Source organism: Bradyrhizobium sp. AZCC 1693 (genome assembly GCF_036924745.1).
Classification (GTDB): Bacteria; Pseudomonadota; Alphaproteobacteria; order Rhizobiales; family Xanthobacteraceae; genus Bradyrhizobium.
Genome location: NZ_JAZHSD010000001.1, coordinates 5,565,773 through 5,583,684, shown reverse-complemented (window position 1 = coordinate 5,583,684; position 17,912 = coordinate 5,565,773). Strand labels below are relative to the sequence as shown.

Below are 17,912 nucleotides of genomic sequence, written 5' to 3'. Positions count from 1 at the left end.
CCTCACCTCCCGGTATTGTTGACGATGGCAACCGCCAGTTCGCACGCCTGAGCATTCGATGGCGCGACGACGATTCCGGCTTGCTCCAGCTTCCTGACCTGCACCGAGCGCACCTGCGGATCCGCCTCTGTGCCCACGACGGACGCGATCAGCGCCGGCGCATACTGCCCGCGTTCGGCGACAATCCTTGTCAGATGCTCGGCGGGATCCGCATGGGCGCCATAACCAAGCACCAGGTCGAGCAGGATTACCGAGAGATCGGCATTTTTGAGCGCGACACGCAATGCTTCATCACGCACGGAAGGGTCGATCATCGGATGCGGTCGCCCACGCGTATACTCGTCGTCGCCGAGGTCAATCAGCCGGTCCCGGCCTCCGTTCGGCTCGCTGTCGAGCTTGGGTACGCCGGGAATTGCGGCGTTCGACGCCACCTTGCGACCGGTGGCCGCGAGGATCACCTGCGCTTCGGCGCAAAGCGTTCCACCGGCGAATAATCCCTCGATCCTGCCTTGACCGCCCCTTCGCGGAAGCCGCGAGGCGACGGCGTTCGCGTCGAAGTCTGCCCCGATCCGCTTACCGCCCAGCGCCAATTCGGCGGCGCCTTTGAGCGTTGGCGAAAAGCGGGCATTCGGCGGAAGCTCGACCTCCGAAGCTCCGATAAAGCAGACGGTGAACGACTTCCTGCTTTTCCCGATCCGCGCGAGGACAGACTTGGCGACATCGGGATGCGGCGGCTTCGAGATCAGCACCACATGGCTCGTGTCCGGATCGGAATCGAACGCATCGATCGCCATCAACGTCGTGATCCCGCCGATATCCTTCTTCAAATCACGGCCACCGACCCCAATGGCGTGTGAGATCCCTTCGCCGGCCTCCGAAATCAGGCATGAGACCTCCTGCGTTCCGGTACCCGACGCGCCGATAATTCCGATCCTGCCGCGCCGGAGTTTGTTGGCGAAGGCCAGCGGCGCTCCGCCAATAACGGCCGTTCCGCAATCGGGGCCCATCATCAGCAGGCCGGCTGCGCGCGCCTGCTGCTTGAGCGACAATTCGTCCTCGAGGGACACGTTGTCGCTGAACATCAGGACATGCAGGCCGCGATTGAGCGCTTTCCTGGCTTCGGCGGCCGCGAAATCGCCAGGGACGGAGATCAGCGCAAGGTTGGTCTCGGGCCTGAGCTTCACCGCCGCGGCGATGGAATGCGGTCGCCATGCGGCCTGCGCTTCGCCCTGGCTCTTCGGCTTGTCGAGCGACTTGATGGCGCCGTCGAGGGCATCGCGTGCGGCAGGCTCGGTTTCCGCCTTGACCGCGATCACGAGATCATTGCCCTTTATGGCGACGCGCTCATCCAGCAAGCCCGCGTTGCGCATGATCGCTGCGTTGGATGGCGTCCCCATCATCAACGCCGCCTCGATGACGCCGGGAGACGCGGCCACTTCACGGGACAGCCGCATCAGCGCGACCGAATCGAGATAGAATCCCTTGCGGATCTCGTTGACGACAACGACTTTCATGACACCCCCAAATCGCTGGCGATGGCACGCACCGCTTGCTGGAAACAAGTCAACGGCGCCTTGACCACACCTGCCCCGACCTGACCGATGCCGGGTTCGCGATGCGCGATGCCCGTGTTGATGACGGGCACCACGCCGGAATCGACGACCAAGCGGATGTCGATGCCGGTAGGCACACCTGCGAAGTCTAGCGCGGCAATGGTCCATTCCGGATTCTGCGCAACGGTGATTTCACCCATCGAGCGGGTGAAGTTGCCAGCTTCGGACGGTGCGCCGGCGCCCACGAAGCCTGCAACCGCCGGCGCCGCCGCCATCGCAAATCCACCCAACCCGATCGTTTCGACGATTGCGGAGTCGCCCATATCCGGATTGGCATCCTTCTCGGAATAGCCGGCAAAGTAGAGGCCTTCCGGCATTTCGACTGGAGCCGTAAACCACTGTTCGCCCAGCCCGCTGACGCGGATGCCGAAGTCGGTTCCATTGCGGCACATCGTCGTGACAATGGTCGAACCACGAATGCCGTTCGCGGGATCGGTCATCGCCTTGCCCATCGCCATGGCGATGTTCAGAAAGAACTGATCGTTCTGCCCGATGAACGCCAAACATTCGGCGAGAGTCGTATTGTCGGTCGACGTCCGCGCCATCCAGGGCGCGATCTCACGGAGGAAAATGCTCGAGCAGGCGAGATTGCGCTGATGCAGCTCGTCGCCCATCGATAGCCCGCGCGCGACGATCGATTTCAGGTCGACGCCGCCGGAGGCACGGATCGCCTTGCCCAGAGCCGGCCCGAAGACGTCGCGCAACCAGGCAAGCCGCTTCAGCACGCTTGCGTCGTTGCCGCCGAAGCGCATGACCTTGCCGAGCCCCTCGTTGATCGCGCAATAGGCGCGATTGGCGAAGCGCGCATTCTCGACCACGAACAACGGCATCGACATCGTCGTCATGCCGGTCATCGGACCGACCGCCCCGAAGTGATGGTTTGGGTGAAATTGGATTCCGCCGCTGGCGGCGAGCTCCGTCGCGGATCGGAGATCCGGCGCCCATTCCTCGAAGACGATCGCGCCTGCCACCGCACCCCGCATGGGGCCGCACATCTTCTCCCAGGTGATCGGCGGGCCGGCGTGAAGGATCACTCGATCGCGCAGGCCCTTCATCAACTGGCCTGCGGGGACGATGTCGATCAGTCTCGGCTCACCCTCGAGGATGCGAGCCAGCGCCTGTTGGTTTGCGTCTTTAATCAGCTTCATCGGCGCCCTCATATACCAAGCTTTGCAAGCAGGGCCGCCATCTGCGGATCTCCGCCCGCCGACGGCTTCCAGTCGACATGAACGACGTCGATGCCGCAGTCGCGCAGGTCCTTCACGAACCCCTCCAGCCCGACATTTGCGACTTCGACCTTGCGCGCCAGCAATAGCTGATACTGTGGCCTTTCCTGATCCGTCATCGTCTCCTGCCCCAACAAGTTCATTCCCGTTTCGTCGAGCTAATAAGAAAACACTTACTTAGTCAAGGCTGAATTTTCTTGAAAGGGAATTTCGGTGCTCGATCGCGTCGCGGGCTCGGTCAGAATGAATATCGATCACAAAAAAAGCTCCGAACATTGTTCGGAGCAGTCTGGGAGAACTCGAAATTTGATGGAAACCGCGACGCTCGCGTCACTGCTTTCGAATGGCGTGGCGCAGGACGATGAGACTGCCCGCAAATGCGTCCAGTCCGGATGTGTGACCGACCGCAGTCAACGCCTTGAGGGCGTGGTGAAGTCGTGCGGTCTGACCACTCATCACTACGTGGATAGCGGCATGCAGCGCGGCCGCACCGTAGCCGAGCGCCGCGGCCTGCAGATGGATCCTGCTGATATCGTTGGTGTGCGCGATCAGCGTAAGGCAACGGCCCCACAGCACGTCGCGACGCTCGGTGTGATCAAGTGCGGCCAACGCAATCAGCGCACCGCCGATCAGGTCGTCGCCGGACGGCGTAAGGCCCGGCCCGAGACCGATCAAGCCGCCAAGCCCGGACATATTGTCCGACTCGCCAGCCGAACGCGCGACGATGCGCTCCAAAGCGACAAGGCCAGGCCTGGCAGCCTGAACCAGCGCGGATGCAGCTTCGACTGGAGTTCGTCCAGATCCCGCGGAGGCCAAGCCACCCGCGGTCAGATCCCCTCTCCAAATCTCATCGACGGCATGCAGACCGCGCCGCAGACTGCCCTCCGACCAGCGGGGCACGGCGCTCGGCGCCCACACGGACGCCGAGGCCAGCTCTGCGAGCGGCGCGCCGGCAACCCAAAGGATGGATTCCGCAACCCGCACGGCATCGCCGATCGCCGGCCGTGACAAATCGAAGTTGCCGAGCAGATGCAACGGGCCTGAGCCGATGTCGGGTCGTCCAACGCAAATCCAGTTCCCGCCGAGCGTCGCGTAGAATGAACGCTCGAACACCGTCACAACCTGACCCGCGGCTCCATTGCGGAGCACTTTTTTGGCGAGAAGCCCCATTTCCACAGCGGCACAGGCGGCGGTCGCCCTAGTCTCGGGGCGCCCCTCGACCGGCATGCTGCACCGGTCCTGCAGCTTGCCGTTGGAATCGTCGTCGCCGTGAAACATCCGCTCGCTCCTCGCCCCTCAGGAGGCCTGGGCCGCGAACCGCTGCGCGGCGCCGGCCTGGGCTTCCCCACCGAGATAGGCGGCTTCGAGCAGAGGATCCTCGGCGATGATCCCAGCGGCGCCACTTTTGAGGATGGCACCTGTCTCCAGCAGGTAGGCCCTGTCGGCCAGGGCAAGAGCTTGCCCGGCCATCTGGTCGACCACGATCAGAGTCATACCTTCGACGCGCAGCCGCTCGAACGACGCGAACAGCTCATCGACGACAAGCGGCGCCAGCCCGAGCGACGGCTCGTCGAGCATCAGGACCTTCGGCGCGGTGAGAAGCCCGCGTGCCACCGCGAGCATTTGCTGCTCGCCGCCGGACAGAAGGCCTGCGCGCTGATTGATGCGCTCTTTCAGGCGCGGGAAGCGGGTAAATATCGCCTCGATTTCCGCGTCGAGATCGAGACCCTTGCGCGCGTAGGCGCCAAGCTGCAGGTTCTGCCGCACCGTCAGTTCGGGAAACACCTGCCGTCCCTCGGGTACCAGCACGACGCCAACCCGGGCCCGGATATGGGCCGGCATCTTGTCGATGCGGGCGTCGGACAACCGGATTTCTCCCGTCGACCGCGGCGGTTCGAGACCGGCAATCGAGCGCATCAGGGTGGTTTTCCCCGCGCCGTTCGCGCCGAGCACGGCAACCGCCTCGCCCGGCGCGACCGTGAGGTCGATCCCTGTGAGCGCCCGCGACAAGCCATAGAAGGAATCGAGCGCGCGGACTTCCAGCGCCGTGCCCTCCTTCGCCGGGCGTGGTGCGCGGCCGCGTTCACCCGACGGCGCGTCGCCGAGATACGCTTTGCGGACCAGCGGGTCGTTGCGGATGGCGGCTGCATCGCCGATCGCGATGCGCTTGCCGCCGTCAAGCACGACGATGAGGTCGCTGAGCGACATGATCATCGGCATGTCGTGCTCGACGATGATGACCGCGATCCCGAGATCCGAGATGCGGCGGAGCAGGATCGTCAATCGCTGCTTGTCGCCCTTCGAGAGACCCGCGGCCGGCTCGTCAAGCAGCAGGATCTTCGGCCGCAATGCGAGCGCCCTGGCAATCTCGACCAGCCGCTTCTCGCCATGGGGCAGCGAGTCGGCCCGCCGATCGGGATCGCCGTCAACGCCTGCAAAGCGCAACAGGGATCGCGCGAAGCGGTCCTTCCCATCGTTGTGAAGCGCGGACACGATGCCGCCGAGCCTGCCCGCGGTCTCGGCCAGTAGGACGTTTTCGATGATAGAGAGAGAGCCGAACAACTGCGTCGTCTGGAATGTCCGCGCCACGCCGACACGCGCAAGCTGGTGCGACGGCATGCCCGTGACGTCGCGGTCTCCAAGTTTCACCGTGCCGGATTTGGGGCGATAGAAGCCGCAGAGCAGATTGAGCGCGCTGGTTTTCCCCGCGCCGTTAGGCCCGATGACGCTGGTCACCGCACCGGGTTCAGCAGTGAACGACACATCCTGGACGGCGCGAACACCGCCGAACGAGATCGAGAGGTTTGTGACGTCAAGGCGCGACGGGCTGCTGTTTTCGATGCCGAGGTCGGCGACCGGCTCGACGCTAACCGCGGTCGCCTCGGCCTTCGATCGCGCCGGCAGGAATTTTGCAGCGAGCTGCTCGATGAGTCCCACAACGCCGGATGGAGCGACCCGCAGCACAGCGAAGAGCAGTACGCCGAATGCAAGCAGGCGATATTCCGCGAGGTCGGACAGCAATTCCGGCAGCAGCACCACGAGCGCAGCACCGATCACCGGCCCAAGAGTCGAGCCGGCGCCGCCGACCATCACTCCGAACAGCAGCAGAATCGATTGCAAGAAGGGGAACGAGCTCGGGCTAATATAGCCCTGGAGTGGAGCAAACAGGGCCCCGGCCAGCGCCATCGCGGCGGCCGAGATGACGAAAGCCACGGTGCGTACGCGCACAAGGTCAATGCCGATCGAACGGGTCGCAACCTCCGTATCGCGGGCTGCGCGCATAGCGTAGCCCCAGCCGCTTCGCTTCAGCCGCTCGAACAGGATAAGCCCGGCAAAGACCAAGACGATGCCCGCGATCGCCAGATGCCGTTCCGACAGCTGAAGGCCGAAAACGGTCGGCGGCACGCTCAAGATCAGGCCGTTACCACCGCCCGTCAGGTCACGCCATTCGATCGTGCCGTGCTCGACGATGAAGCCGAAGGCGATCGTCACCATTGCGAGATACGGACCTCGCACGCGCAACGCAGGCATGGCGAGGAGCCCGCCGACGACGCTAACGAGGGTGATCGCGGCGGCCGTCGCCGCAAGGTAGGGCCAGCCTGCCTTCTCCATCAGAAGCACGGTCGTGTAGGCCCCGATCGCCATGAAGCCGATGTGCCCGAGCGAGATCTGCCCCGCAAGGCCGAGCAGCACGTTGAGGCCGATGCAGGCGATCGCCGTCAGCGAGATGGTCGCGATCAGGAACACCGCGTAGCTGTCGGCAACGGCGGCATAGAAGACCGCGGCCGCGAGTGCCGCGACAGCGGCAAGAACGGAGACGCGCGAGGTCATACCTTTTTAACTCCGGCTCGGCCGAGCAGCCCGTGGGGAAGAACGACGAGAATGAGGATCACGGAGGCGAAGGTGATGATCTGGGTGTAGACCGAACCGAGATAGTTGGTGGCGAACACCTCGATCAAGCCGAGGCATAGTCCTGCCAGCATCACACCCCAAGCGCTGCCGAGGCCACCGATGATCGCCGCCGCGAAGGCCTTGATGCCGAACAGCGTGCCCATCTCGGAGGAAACATTAAACAGGGGCGCGATCAGCAGAGCCGCCACTCCCGCCAGCACCGCAGACACCGCGTAGCTCGCGGCGATGGCGCCGCTGACATTGATACCCATCAACCGCGCAGCGTTCGGGTTCTGGACCACCGCGAGCATGGCGACGCCGTGGCGCGTCCGGCGGCTGAGCAGGTGAAGCGCCAGCGCCAGCAGCAGGCCGACCACGGGAATCAGGAGCTGCAGCGGGTAGACGCCCGCGCCCTCCACGATCTGGATCGGCTTGGCCGCCAGCATGGATGGAAAGCTGCGCGGCTCCTTGCCGAAAACGAACAGCATCACATTGTCGACAATGATGCCGACCGCAACTGTTGCCATCAGCCAGTTGTCCGATCCACGCTGCACGAACGGACGCACGGCAAAGCGTTCGATCAGCAGGCCGTAGATCGCACAAACGAGCAGAACGGCAGGGATGCCGGCCGCGGCCGGCCATCCCCACACCACGAGGAAGAAGTATCCGGCGACGGCTCCCAGGGTCATCGAGCTGCCCTGGGAGAAATTGACAGTGCCGGATACGGCATAAGTGACGTGGAAGCCGAGCGCGAGCAGCCCGTACATGCTCCCGAGCGCCAGTCCTGTTATCACCGCGGGAAGAAATGACATCGATGACTACCCTGCTTGCTTGCTGGACGATTGTGCGCGATCAGTTCTGGACGAACGGCATGATGCGGTTGTCTTCAAATCGGGCCCAGATGTAGTCGCTCGCCGTCAGCGCATCGTGCTTGTCCCGCGCGAACGGCTTCTCATAGGTCTTGATCAGCCCTTCCACCCGATCGATGGCGTAGAAGCCGTCGCGAATAGCGGTCGGGTCGGTGCTGCCGGCCTTTTCGATCGCGCGGGCAATCACCAGGATGGTGTCATAGGCATTGGCCACGCCGACCGCGGGCGTCACGTCCGCGGGCCCTTTGATGTCCGAGTACTTCGCCTGCAGCGCCGACATCACTCGCTTGCCGACCGGCGAGAGATTGCCGAAGAAGCTGTAGGTCTGCACGAAGATCACGTTCTTCGCGTTTGGTCCGGCGAGCTCGGTGAAGCGGCCGCCAGCCGGTCCCCAATGCGACACGATCGGCGGAGCCCAGGCCATGCGATCAAGCGACTTCACGACCTGGGAGGACGGACCGACATTCCCGACCAGGAACAGGGTGTCGGCGCCGGTCTGCTTCAGGCGCGACAGCTGCGAGACGACGTCGACGTCGTTGGGCTCGAACTTCTCGATACCGGCGGGTTCGATTCCGGCGGCCTTCAAGGCGGCCTTCAGGCCATGCTCGTTCGACTCGCCCCAGGGATTGTTGACGAGAATGAGCCCCGGCTTCTTCGAGCTGTAGGTCTTGCGCGAGAACTGAACGATCGCCTTATCGACCTCATCGTCCATGGCGGAGACGCGAAACACGTAGTTGGACGGGGCACCATTCTGCGTGATGTTCGTCCCGGCAGCCCACGGCACCACGAACGGCATTTTGACGTTGTTGACAAAGGGTACGATGGCAAGCTCGACCGGCGTATCTAGACCGCCGACCAGAACCGCGACTTTCTCACGCTGAATGAGTTCGCGCGCCGCGATCAGCCCCTTGGCCGGATTACTCTCGTCATCGCGGCGAACGAGTTCGAGCGGACGGCCGAGTACGCCGCCCTTCGCATTGATTTCCTCGATCGCGATCGTGGCCCCGCGCGTCAGCGCTTCGCCGGCGCGCGCCGACTGGCCCGAGAGCGCTGTAACAAGTCCTATCTTGATCGGCTCGGCAGCGCGCGCGCCCTGCGCAAGCGGCAACGCGCCGAGGAAGATGGCCGCCGCGGCCTGCAAGATCGCACGGCGACGCACAAGTCCGATCGAGGCAATGGCAATACTGGTGTAGCTCATTTTGGGTGTCCTCCCGCTGATGGCAGCCCCGAGATAACGGCGGCCAACTCCTCCGCTGCCGCCTATGCGCGGACTTGACGGAAGTAAGAACTTTCTTCAGAATTGCATCAATGTCAAGCGGCGATCGACCGCGCGGAGGAAATTTCGAATGGGCGCGAAAATCGTCGAAGCGCGGGATGTGTTGATCTCCCTCGAGGAGGACGGCGATCGTTTGTCGCGCGGGGAACAGGCATTGCGCGCGGATCACGTCAGACCGCCCCTCGCCGCTCACGGTCGCTATCGTTACAGCGCCATTGGGCGTCGCCCGGATTTCAGCTGGCCGGAAGGACGGCGCCTTGCGGTGTACATCGGACTCAACCTCGAGCATTTCGCGTTCGGCGAAGGGCTTGGAGCCGAGCTCTGCCCCGGTGGCCCGCAGCCGGATGTCCTCAACTACGCGTGGCGTGATTACGGCAACCGAGTCGGCGCATGGCGATTGATCGATCTCTTCGACAAGCTGGCGCTACCGGTCTCCGTGCTCGCGAACAGCAGCATCTATCACTACTGTCCCGAACTGATGGATGCCTTCCGTGCACGTGGAGATGAAGTTGTCGGTCATGGCCGAACGAACTCCGAGCGCCAGGGGATTATGCCGGAGGCCGAGGAGCGGCGGCTGATCGAGGAGGCCACCGACATCATCGCCCGCGCTGAGGGGCGGCCGCCTCGCGGCTGGCTCGGACCGTGGATCTCGCAGTCGCCAGTTACGCCCGATCTGCTCGCCGAAGCGGGCTACCAGTATCTACTCGACTGGTGCATGGACGATCAGCCGGTGTGGTTTTCGACGCGAAACGGCGGGCGCATCCTTTCGGTGCCTTACCCGCAGGAATTGAACGACATCCCTTCGATCGCCGGGCGAAAGGATTCAGGCGAACAATTCGCCACCATGATCACCGATACTTTCGAGGAGTTGCTGGCACAATCCACCAGGCAATCGCTCGTGATGGGCATCGCGCTGCACCCGTACCTGGTCGGCCAGCCGCATCGCCTGCGCCCGCTGCGACGCGCGCTGCAGGCGATCGTCGCGCGGCGTCACGAGATCTGGCTTACAACCGCCGGCGGGATCGCTGCGTTCTCGCGCGCGTTACCCGACGGCATCGTCCCGGCCTAGCGAACCCACAGCCGACACGTCGCGCTTCAACCCTCGCCCTTCCCACGATCCCGGAGACTTCCATTGACCACCATCGACAGGCTTTTTCGAAACGCCCGACTGGCTGACGGGCGAACGGTCGATATCGCAGTCAAGGACGGCTGTATCGTCGCGATCGCGTCCGCACCGAAAACGTATGGGTCGGTCGGCGAAACAATCGATCTCGGCCGACGCCTTGTGCTGCCTGGCCTGGTCGATGGTCACATCCATCTCGACAAGGGCTTCGTCGGCGACGACTGGAAACCCCATCGTCCCTGCACCGCCGGCTTCAACGTTCGCGAGCGGGTCCTGTTCGAAAAGCAGGCGCTTGCCGAAGCCAAACCGATCTCGGTGCGGGCCGCCGCTTTGATCGACCTCTGCGTCTCGCATGGCACGACCCAGATGCGCAGCCATGTCGACATCGACACGCAGGTCAGGCTGCGCAATCTCGAACAGGTCTTGGCGGCACGGGACGCGCACCGAGACAAGGTGTCGGTTCAGATCGTCGCCTTTCCGCAAAGCGGCATCGTGACGTCGCCGGGTACAGCGGAGTTGCTCGACGAGGCGGTCCGCGCCGGTGCGGACCTGGTCGGCGGGCTAGATCCCGCAGGCTACGATGGCGACGTTGACGGACATCTCGACGTCATCTTCGGCATCGCCAATCGGCGTGGGGTCGGTATCGACATTCACCTGCATGATGGCGGCCTGCTCGGCATCTCCGAGATCGAGAAGATCGCGCATCGGACGAAAGCCCTGGGGCTGGGCGGCAAGGTCACGATCAGCCATGCTTATGCGCTGGGCGAGGTGGCACGTGACGTCGCCCAGCGGATCGCACAGCTGCTCGCCGAGGCCGGAGTTGCGATCCTGACCAACGCTCCCGGGGCCCACGCGTTTCCGCCGGTGCTGCTGCTTCGCGACGCCGGCGTCAATGTGTTCGCCGGCAACGACAATATCCGCGATTCCTGGTGGCCTTACGGCGATGGCGATCTGTTCGAACGCGCCATGATCGTCGGCTACCGCTCGGGCTTCAGCACGGACGCGGACCTAGCGACTGCCTTCGACATGGTGACGACAGACGCGGCGCGGGCGCTCGGCCTCTCGGGATATGGTGTGATCGAGGGCGCCCCGGCAGACTTCGTCGTGCTCGATGCGCGCCACGTCCAGGAAGCGGTGGTGGCCCGGCCGAAGCCGCGCGACGTCTACAAGAGGGGGCGACTCGTCGCTCGGAACGGGGCGATCATAATGGCCCCCCGCTGATGTGGAGAAATGCACCGGAAGGGGATGCCCCCTTGACGAGCCGCCGCAATAGCGGTCTCAATCCCGCCGGCCTGCGCGGCAAGCCTCCGCATTCCATCGGAAATGACGAGCGGGTGCGCATCGCCTGCGCGGGCGTCCTGAAACTTGAGAAAAGATTGTGCCGTGACTGAGACGACAGCACCGACCAACCCGGCCCGCAGCACCACGCGCGGCAGACGGACGCGCGATTCCGCGCTGACGAAGGAATCGATCCTGCGCGCGGCGACGTTCGAGTTCTGCCGCAACGGCCTTGGCGGGGCCCGGGTTGAAGCCATCACGCAGCGCGCCAAAGCCAATATGCGCCTCTTGTATGCCTACTTCGGCGACAAGAACGGCCTCTACCTCGCGGTACTCGAGCACGTCTACACCGAAATCCGCGCGGCCGAACAGCAACTCAATCTGGACGACCTCGAACCCATCGCGGCGATGCGCGAGCTGATCAACTTCACATTCACCTTCTTTCAGCAACACCAGAACTACATCGCCCTGATCAACAACGAGAACCTCCAGCGTGGACGGAATTTGCGCAAATCGCGCAAGATCGCCGAACTTACGCTGCCCCTGGTCGCGAGCATCGAAAGCGTCCTTCGCCGCGGCCTGGCGGCTGGACTATTTCGCAGCGACGTCGATCCAATCCAGCTCTACGTCTCGATCACGGCAATGAGCTATTTCCACGTCTCGAACCGGTACACGCTGTCGGCGATGTTCGATAGGGATCTGGGCGAGCCGGACTGGCTGGAGCTGCGCCGTCAGCACGCGCAGGACGTGATCCTGACCTGGCTGACCGCAACCACAGGTGAACGGAAGCGGAAGCCTGCCGCAGGAAAGACGACAGCCGGCAGCGCGCGCCAGCCCTGATCGCGGCGGCAATTTTACAACGGCGACATTTCCGCGCTCACGCGCCAGGGCCTGATCGGGGCTGCCCCTCAGCATGTTGCAACGGCGCCGTCGCTGCGCGGATCGCTGGCGCCTTCAAGGAGGCCATCCGGGTGCCAGACGATTGCGCCGGCGTGGCCCATGAACTCTTCGAACGGGCCGACCATTTGAATGTCGTGGCCGAGCCTCCGTAGCGAACCGATGACGGCGGGATCGAACCGGGATTCGATCTTGAGGTTGTTGTTCTCCTCGCCCCAAGTTCGACCAAGCAGCCAGCGCGGCGCTGTGACCGCGGACTGCAGATTCTGGCCATGCAGTGCATAGCGCGTAAAGATCGCCGCTTGAGTTTGCGGCTGCCCCTCCCCGCCCATCGTGCCATACGACATCAGCCGGCCGTCACCGAGTTCAGCCATCGCGGGCTGGATGGTGTGAAATGGCAGCCGCCCCGGCTCCAGCCGGTTGGTATCGGTCTCGGCGAGGCTGAAGCTCGTCCCGCGGTTCTGCCAGGTCACGCCGCTCTGCGGCAGTATGAAGCCCGAGCCGAACTCCCAGTAGATGCTTTGAATGAAGCTGACGCTGAGACCGTTGCGATCGGTCGCAGCGAGCCAAACCGTGTCGCCTTGCCTCGGCGGGTCAGGCCAGGGCGCCGCGCGATCGACGAAGACTGTCTTCTCAAGGGCCGCGATGGATTCGTCTGTGAGAAACTCTACCGCCGGCCGCTCCATGTAATCAGGATCGGTCACGTAACGGTTGCGGATGCGGAACGCGGCCTTCGTGCTCTCAACCAACCGGTGCAGGTGATCGACGCCGTCGACCTCGTTCGCCATGCGCCGGGCATAGAGCGCAAGAATCAGGAGCGAGGCCAGGCCCTGCGTCGGCGGCGGCATGTTGAACACCTTGTGCCCGGCCACCTCGACCGACAGCGGCGTCACCAGCGATGCCTGATGCTGCTCCAGATCGGAAAGCCGGAGCGGGCTGCCGACCCGTTCGAGATCGGCCGCCATCGAACGCGCCAGGTCGCCGCGATAGAAATCGGACAGACCGGCCTGCGACAATCGCCTCAGTGTCTCTGCCACGCGCGGCTGCCGCAGCCGCGCGCCGATCGCAGGCGGGGCGCCCTGCGGCAGATAGAGCTCGGCAAAGCCCGGCACATCGTGCAGTTCGGGGCGCTTCTTCGTGGCATTGTCGCGCAGCGTCTGCGACACGGCCACGCCGTCGGCGGCATGGACAATCGCAGGCTCGAGAAGGCGCGACAGCGGCAATCGCCCGCCATGGCGATCGCGGCTGAGCTCATAGGCCTTTTGCCAGCCATCGACGGTGCCGGCGACGGTCAGTGCTGCTAGGGGGCCGCGGCTTGGAATGCTGCTAAAGCCGCGCTCGCGATACCAGGCACGGTCCGCTGCCATCGCAGACCGTCCACAGGCCTGAATTCCGACCGGCGTCGAGCCGGCCTGGCCGATCAGCCAGAAGCCGTCGCCGCCAAGGCCGTTCATATGAGGATAGACCACGGCGATCGTTGCGGCGGATGCGATCATTGCTTCGATGGCGTTGCCGCCTTCCGACAGGACAGCGAGCCCAGCCTGCGCCGCAAGATGGTGCGGCGCAGTCACCATTCCGCCGTAGCTTCGTTTCGTCTGCAACATCGGGGCACTTCCCTCCAGAGTCTCCTTTTGTAATAATTTTTTTACTTACATTGTCAAGCGATCAACTAGTCCCGTATCTGCACGGCTAATCCTGTTAAGAGCTGGTAAAGATAGGTGCGCGAGAAGGATTGCGCGTGATAACGCCGAGATCCGTCAGCCAATTCGTCTCTAACGTATCCACACGAACGACGTTGATCCGCCATACTGCGAATCTGAAGAGATCGGCATGAATTGGCAGCTCGGATATTCGTCCGCGTCCCGAACAAAATCAGACACAATCGCGCACGCCTTATGAGCTTCAGGCCAATGCAGCCATCGAGGACTTCCCGCGCGGCAAGTACGCGCCGTGGCCACGGAGGCCGACAAGCTCGCCATCCCTCACCACCACCCGCCCCCGCACCATGGTGACGATCGGCCAGCCAGTGATCTCCCGCCCCTCGTAGGGCGTGTAGTCCGGGCCGTCGCGAAGCAGATCGTGTGTGATGGTGACGCGCTTGTGCGGATCCCAAACCACGATATCGGCATCCGCTCCAACCGCGATCGTGCCCTTACGCGGGTAGAGACCGTAGGTCTTGGCATGATTGGTTGAGGTCAGCGCGACGAAGCGGTTAAGGTCGATGCGCCCCTTGACGACGCCTTCTGAAAACAGGATCGGCAGGCGCGTCGCCACGCCGGGAATGCCATTCGGCACCCAGCGGAAGCTCGTACGTCCCTTTGGCGCCAGCTTTCCTCGCGGATCGTCATAGCGGAACGGGCAATGATCCGACGAAAACACCGAGAAGACGCCGGTGCGGATTCCCTCCCAGCAGGCGGCCTGACTGGCTTCGTCGCGCGGCGGCGGCGAGCAGACGTATTTGGCCCCCTCCATATTGAGCCCCTGAAGGTCATTCTCCGTGAGCACCAAATATTGCGGACAGGTTTCCCCGTAGACCTTCAGTCCCTTTTGCTGCGCTCGTCTGATCTCCTCCATCGCCTCGCGGTTGGAAACGTGGACGATCATGACAGGCACATCGACAAGCTCGGCGAGCGTGATCGCGCGATGGGTCGCCTCGCGCTCGACCGCGATCGGGCGCGAGATCGCATGATAATACGGCGCCGTCTTCGCGGCGCGCTCCAGGCGATCGGTCAAAAACCGGATGGCGTCGTAGTTCTCGGCATGCACCATCACCAGCGCGCCGGTCTCGCGCGCCACCGACATTACCTCGAGGATCTCGCGGTCGGACAGCGCCAGGTCTTCATATGTCATGAACACCTTGAACGACGTGTAGCCGTCCTCGATCAGGGCCGGCAGCTCCTGCCCCAGAACCTGCTCTGTCGGATCGGAAATGATCAGGTGAAAGGACACGTCGACGTAACAGTTTCCATCGGCAAGCCGATGATAGTTCTTCACTGCCTCCCGCAGCGAATGGCCCCTTTTCTGCAGACAGAACGGCAGCACCGTGGTGTTGCCCCCGAACGCCGCGGAACGCGTGCCGCTCTCGAAATCATCAGCCATGACGATGTCGGGACCCGACGGCTGCGCAAAATGGACATGGCTGTCGATACCGCCGGGCAAAACCAGCTTGCCAGTCGCATCGATCGTCTCGCGCGCGATCCCAAGGTCGCGTCCCAACACCGCGATCCGACCGTCACGAATGCCGACATCGCACTCAAATGTGTCTGACGCGGTGGCGATGGTGCCGCCGCGGATGACGACGTCGAGACCGCTCATGGTCTGGTTTCCTTCTGCGAGGCGCCATTTCCGTTCCCGCCGCGATGCTCGATGTGACGGCCGAGCGCCTCCGGTAGCCCGATGGTGGACTTCGGATCCGGCCGGCGGAACGTTCCCACCGTCGCCTTCCGGGGCGCCAATGCCGCGAGCGCCTCGGCCTGCTTTACCGCCGCCGCGATCTGATCGACCACCGGAACTGGAATTTGCGATTTGATCTTGCCGGCGAGACCTGCGAGCGGCGCGCCGGCCAGGATGATGACATCAGCTTCGTCCTCCTGCACGGCCCGATTGGCAAGCCCGACCAGCAACGCCTGCTTTTCCTCCTGGACGTCGGAGATCGATTGAAACGCGCCGTCGAGCATACGGATACTGGCGCAGCGATCCCGCAATCCGTGCATGTCGACGCACTCCTGATACCAGGGACCGAGCGCCCGCGCGAACGTGACGATCGAAAATCGCCGGCCCAGCATGCAGGCCGTCAGCATCGCGCTCTCGGCCATGCCGACGATCGGGAAATCGAACAGCTCGCGCGCGCCAAACAGGCCGGGATCGCCAAATGCGGCAATGATCGCCGCGTCGACCTCGTGCTGATGCTCGGCGAGCAGTTCCAGCGCGATCACGCCCCCGATCTGCGCCTCCGCCCGCGTCGCGATGTAGGGAACGCCGCGCGGCGCGGTGCACGGAATGAGCTGGGTGCCCGGCGCAGCGACCGTGCGCCCGGTGGACAGCAATAGCTCGGTGACGCCTTGGCTCGTGTTCGGGTTGAGGAGCAGAATTCTCATCGGTGACCCTCTTGCTGCGCCTTGCGCGCGTCGTATCCCACGGCATCGTCGCGGACGGGATCTTGCGCCGCCTCGCGCGACTTATTGAAGATCTCCTTCACCACAACTCCGGTTCGGACCACGTGCCGGGCCAGCACCCGGCCGGCGCGATCGGCATCGCGCGCTTCCAGCGCGTCGAGCAGATCCCGGTGCTCCTGCACCGATTCGTCCCATCGCTCCTGGGACGACAGGGCAAAGAAGCGGGCTCGCTCGACACGGCTGAGCAGCCAGTGGTGCGTCGCCTTCAACGCCCCGTTGCGCGCACAGGCCACGATGAAGCTGTGGATCTGCTGATTCAGCTCGAAATAGTCCCGCAGCTTCCCGGAATCGTGAAAGCGCTCCATACGTTCCTGCAAACTCTTCAGTTTTTCCAGATCGCGTGCGGTCATGCGGATGGCGGCAAGTTCGGCGGCGATGCGCTCGATCCCGCTGACGGCTTCGAACAATTCCTCGATCTCGCTTTCGCGGATCGGCGTAATCATCGCGCTCCGGTTCAGGCGCAGTTCGACCAATCCTTCCGAGGCCAATAGTTTCAAGGCCTCGCGGAGTGGCGTGCGCGAAATGCCAAGCGCCTCCGAAAGATCCGCTTCGACCAGGGTCTCCCCCGGCGCGAGGTCGCCGCGGATGATCAAGGTTCGCAGCCGTTCTATGGTCTGCTCATGCAGACCCGTCCGATGGAATCGGAGGCGCCTGCCCGCGATGGCGGACCGGCCACGCCGAACGTCAGCCTTTGCCTGCCTTCCCTGCGCCATCATCCTCTCCCGCGGCGGCAATCCATCGCGTTCGCCCCCGGAGACCGTATCGAAATCACATCAAAAGCTGTCATTGCGGGGTCGTCAGCCGCTCGTCGCGGAACAGACTACCCCATTGCCTGACGCGCGAGGGAGCGACGCCGGCCACATTGAGACTCTTCCACAACGTCGTTGCAATCGAATCATAGATGGGGATGCCGAGTTCTCCCTCCAGCCGCTCGACAAGCCCCGCGCCGCGCATATTGGTGCAGACGATTGCGATCGCATCGCACCCTTCACGCGCCACCGCGCGCGCCAGACCTGCGATCTCCTCTTCCTCCACCTCCGCGAACGAGAAATTGTCCTGCAGCCGCAAATGGCGCTCGGCGGTACAGTGGAATCCGGAGGCCTGCCAGTTGGCCATGATTTTGGATTGGACATCATCCAGATACGGCGTGACGAGCCCGACCCGTCGAACGCCGGATCGCTCAAAGAGCTCGCGGAAGGCCAGCACGGAAGTGCACGCCGCGATGCCGGTCGCCTCGCGGATGCGCTCGCAGAGATGCTCGTCCCGATCGAAGCCGAGCCAGCTCGCTGATGTGCCGTTCCAGGCGATGGCATCGACCTTGGCATGCGCCAGGAGTTCGGCGGCGCGCAGGATCTCGGTGTCGTCGAACTGGCCGAGCGCCTGTGCGGAGAGCGCGATTTCCGTGACCTTGAAGCGGGAAAAATGCGCGGACACCTCGGGCAGGCCGGCGAGCATCGCCATCGTGACCGGCTCGAGCACGGTGTTGGACGATGGCGTGAGCATCCCGAGGCGAACGCGTCGTGTCATCTGTCTTGCTCCCGCTTCGCTTGATCAGCCGTTGCGC

General features: G+C 63.8%; 15 protein-coding genes. 3 read left to right on the top strand and 12 right to left on the bottom strand.

Features of this window, described 5'->3' with window-relative positions; translation table 11 throughout:
* Positions 1-2: 2 nt before the first annotated feature.
* The 7 genes from fdrA to V1293_RS26370 form a co-directional block, all read right to left on the bottom strand.
* Positions 3-1,514, bottom strand: coding sequence for an acyl-CoA synthetase FdrA (gene fdrA, locus V1293_RS26400; RefSeq protein ID WP_334513485.1), 1,512 nt, complete (start codon positions 1,512-1,514; stop codon positions 3-5).
* Positions 1,511-2,761: a DUF1116 domain-containing protein gene (locus tag V1293_RS26395; RefSeq protein WP_334513484.1), complete on the bottom strand. Its 1,251-nt coding sequence runs from the start codon at positions 2,759-2,761 to the stop codon at positions 1,511-1,513. Before V1293_RS26395 ends, fdrA begins: the two co-directional genes overlap by 4 nt.
* 8 nt (positions 2,762-2,769) lie before the next feature.
* Positions 2,770-2,982, bottom strand: coding sequence for a hypothetical protein (locus V1293_RS26390; RefSeq protein ID WP_334513483.1), 213 nt, complete (start codon positions 2,980-2,982; stop codon positions 2,770-2,772).
* Between the two features lie 187 nt (positions 2,983-3,169).
* Positions 3,170-4,009, bottom strand: coding sequence for an oxamate carbamoyltransferase subunit AllH family protein (locus V1293_RS26385; protein WP_334513482.1), 840 nt, complete (start codon positions 4,007-4,009; stop codon positions 3,170-3,172).
* Between the two features lie 126 nt (positions 4,010-4,135).
* Positions 4,136-6,670 carry a branched-chain amino acid ABC transporter ATP-binding protein/permease gene (locus tag V1293_RS26380; protein WP_334513481.1) on the bottom strand — a complete coding sequence of 845 codons (2,535 nt, stop codon included), beginning with the start codon at positions 6,668-6,670 and terminating at the stop codon, positions 4,136-4,138.
* Positions 6,667-7,542: a branched-chain amino acid ABC transporter permease gene (locus tag V1293_RS26375; protein WP_334513480.1), complete on the bottom strand. Its 876-nt coding sequence runs from the start codon at positions 7,540-7,542 to the stop codon at positions 6,667-6,669. The genes V1293_RS26380 and V1293_RS26375 overlap by 4 nt, the downstream gene beginning before the upstream one ends.
* A 40-nt stretch (positions 7,543-7,582) precedes the next feature.
* Positions 7,583-8,797, bottom strand: coding sequence for an ABC transporter substrate-binding protein (locus V1293_RS26370; protein WP_442894289.1), 1,215 nt, complete (start codon positions 8,795-8,797; stop codon positions 7,583-7,585).
* A gap of 148 nt (positions 8,798-8,945) precedes the next feature.
* Here V1293_RS26370 and V1293_RS26365 point away from each other — a divergent pair, with 148 nt between their 5' ends.
* From V1293_RS26365 to V1293_RS26355, 3 genes are all read left to right on the top strand, one after another.
* Positions 8,946-9,944: a polysaccharide deacetylase family protein gene (locus V1293_RS26365; protein ID WP_334513478.1), complete on the top strand. Its 999-nt coding sequence runs from the start codon at positions 8,946-8,948 to the stop codon at positions 9,942-9,944.
* 63 nt (positions 9,945-10,007) lie between these two features.
* Positions 10,008-11,219, top strand: coding sequence for an amidohydrolase family protein (locus V1293_RS26360; protein WP_334513476.1), 1,212 nt, complete (start codon positions 10,008-10,010; stop codon positions 11,217-11,219).
* 162 nt (positions 11,220-11,381) lie between these two features.
* The gene (locus tag V1293_RS26355; RefSeq protein WP_334513474.1) at positions 11,382-12,116 is read left to right on the top strand and encodes a TetR family transcriptional regulator; all 735 of its coding nucleotides are present in this window, start codon (positions 11,382-11,384) and stop codon (positions 12,114-12,116) included.
* 68 nt (positions 12,117-12,184) lie between these two features.
* Here the strand turns inward: V1293_RS26355 and V1293_RS26350 are convergent, their stop codons facing one another.
* The 5 genes from V1293_RS26350 to V1293_RS26330 all read right to left on the bottom strand — a co-directional run bounded on the left by V1293_RS26350 (position 12,185) and on the right by V1293_RS26330 (position 17,875).
* Positions 12,185-13,777, bottom strand: coding sequence for a gamma-glutamyltransferase family protein (locus tag V1293_RS26350; RefSeq protein WP_334513472.1), 1,593 nt, complete (start codon positions 13,775-13,777; stop codon positions 12,185-12,187).
* A gap of 298 nt (positions 13,778-14,075) precedes the next feature.
* The gene (gene hydA, locus V1293_RS26345; RefSeq protein WP_334513469.1) at positions 14,076-15,488 is read right to left on the bottom strand and encodes a dihydropyrimidinase; all 1,413 of its coding nucleotides are present in this window, start codon (positions 15,486-15,488) and stop codon (positions 14,076-14,078) included.
* Positions 15,485-16,270: an aspartate/glutamate racemase family protein gene (locus tag V1293_RS26340; protein ID WP_334513467.1), complete on the bottom strand. Its 786-nt coding sequence runs from the start codon at positions 16,268-16,270 to the stop codon at positions 15,485-15,487. Before V1293_RS26340 ends, hydA begins: the two co-directional genes overlap by 4 nt.
* A complete protein-coding gene (locus V1293_RS26335; protein ID WP_334516910.1) occupies positions 16,267-17,061 on the bottom strand; it encodes a GntR family transcriptional regulator in 795 nt (264 codons plus the stop codon). Before V1293_RS26335 ends, V1293_RS26340 begins: the two co-directional genes overlap by 4 nt.
* 70 nt (positions 17,062-17,131) lie before the next feature.
* Positions 17,132-17,875: a maleate cis-trans isomerase family protein gene (locus V1293_RS26330; protein ID WP_334513466.1), complete on the bottom strand. Its 744-nt coding sequence runs from the start codon at positions 17,873-17,875 to the stop codon at positions 17,132-17,134.
* Positions 17,876-17,912: the final 37 nt, after the last annotated feature.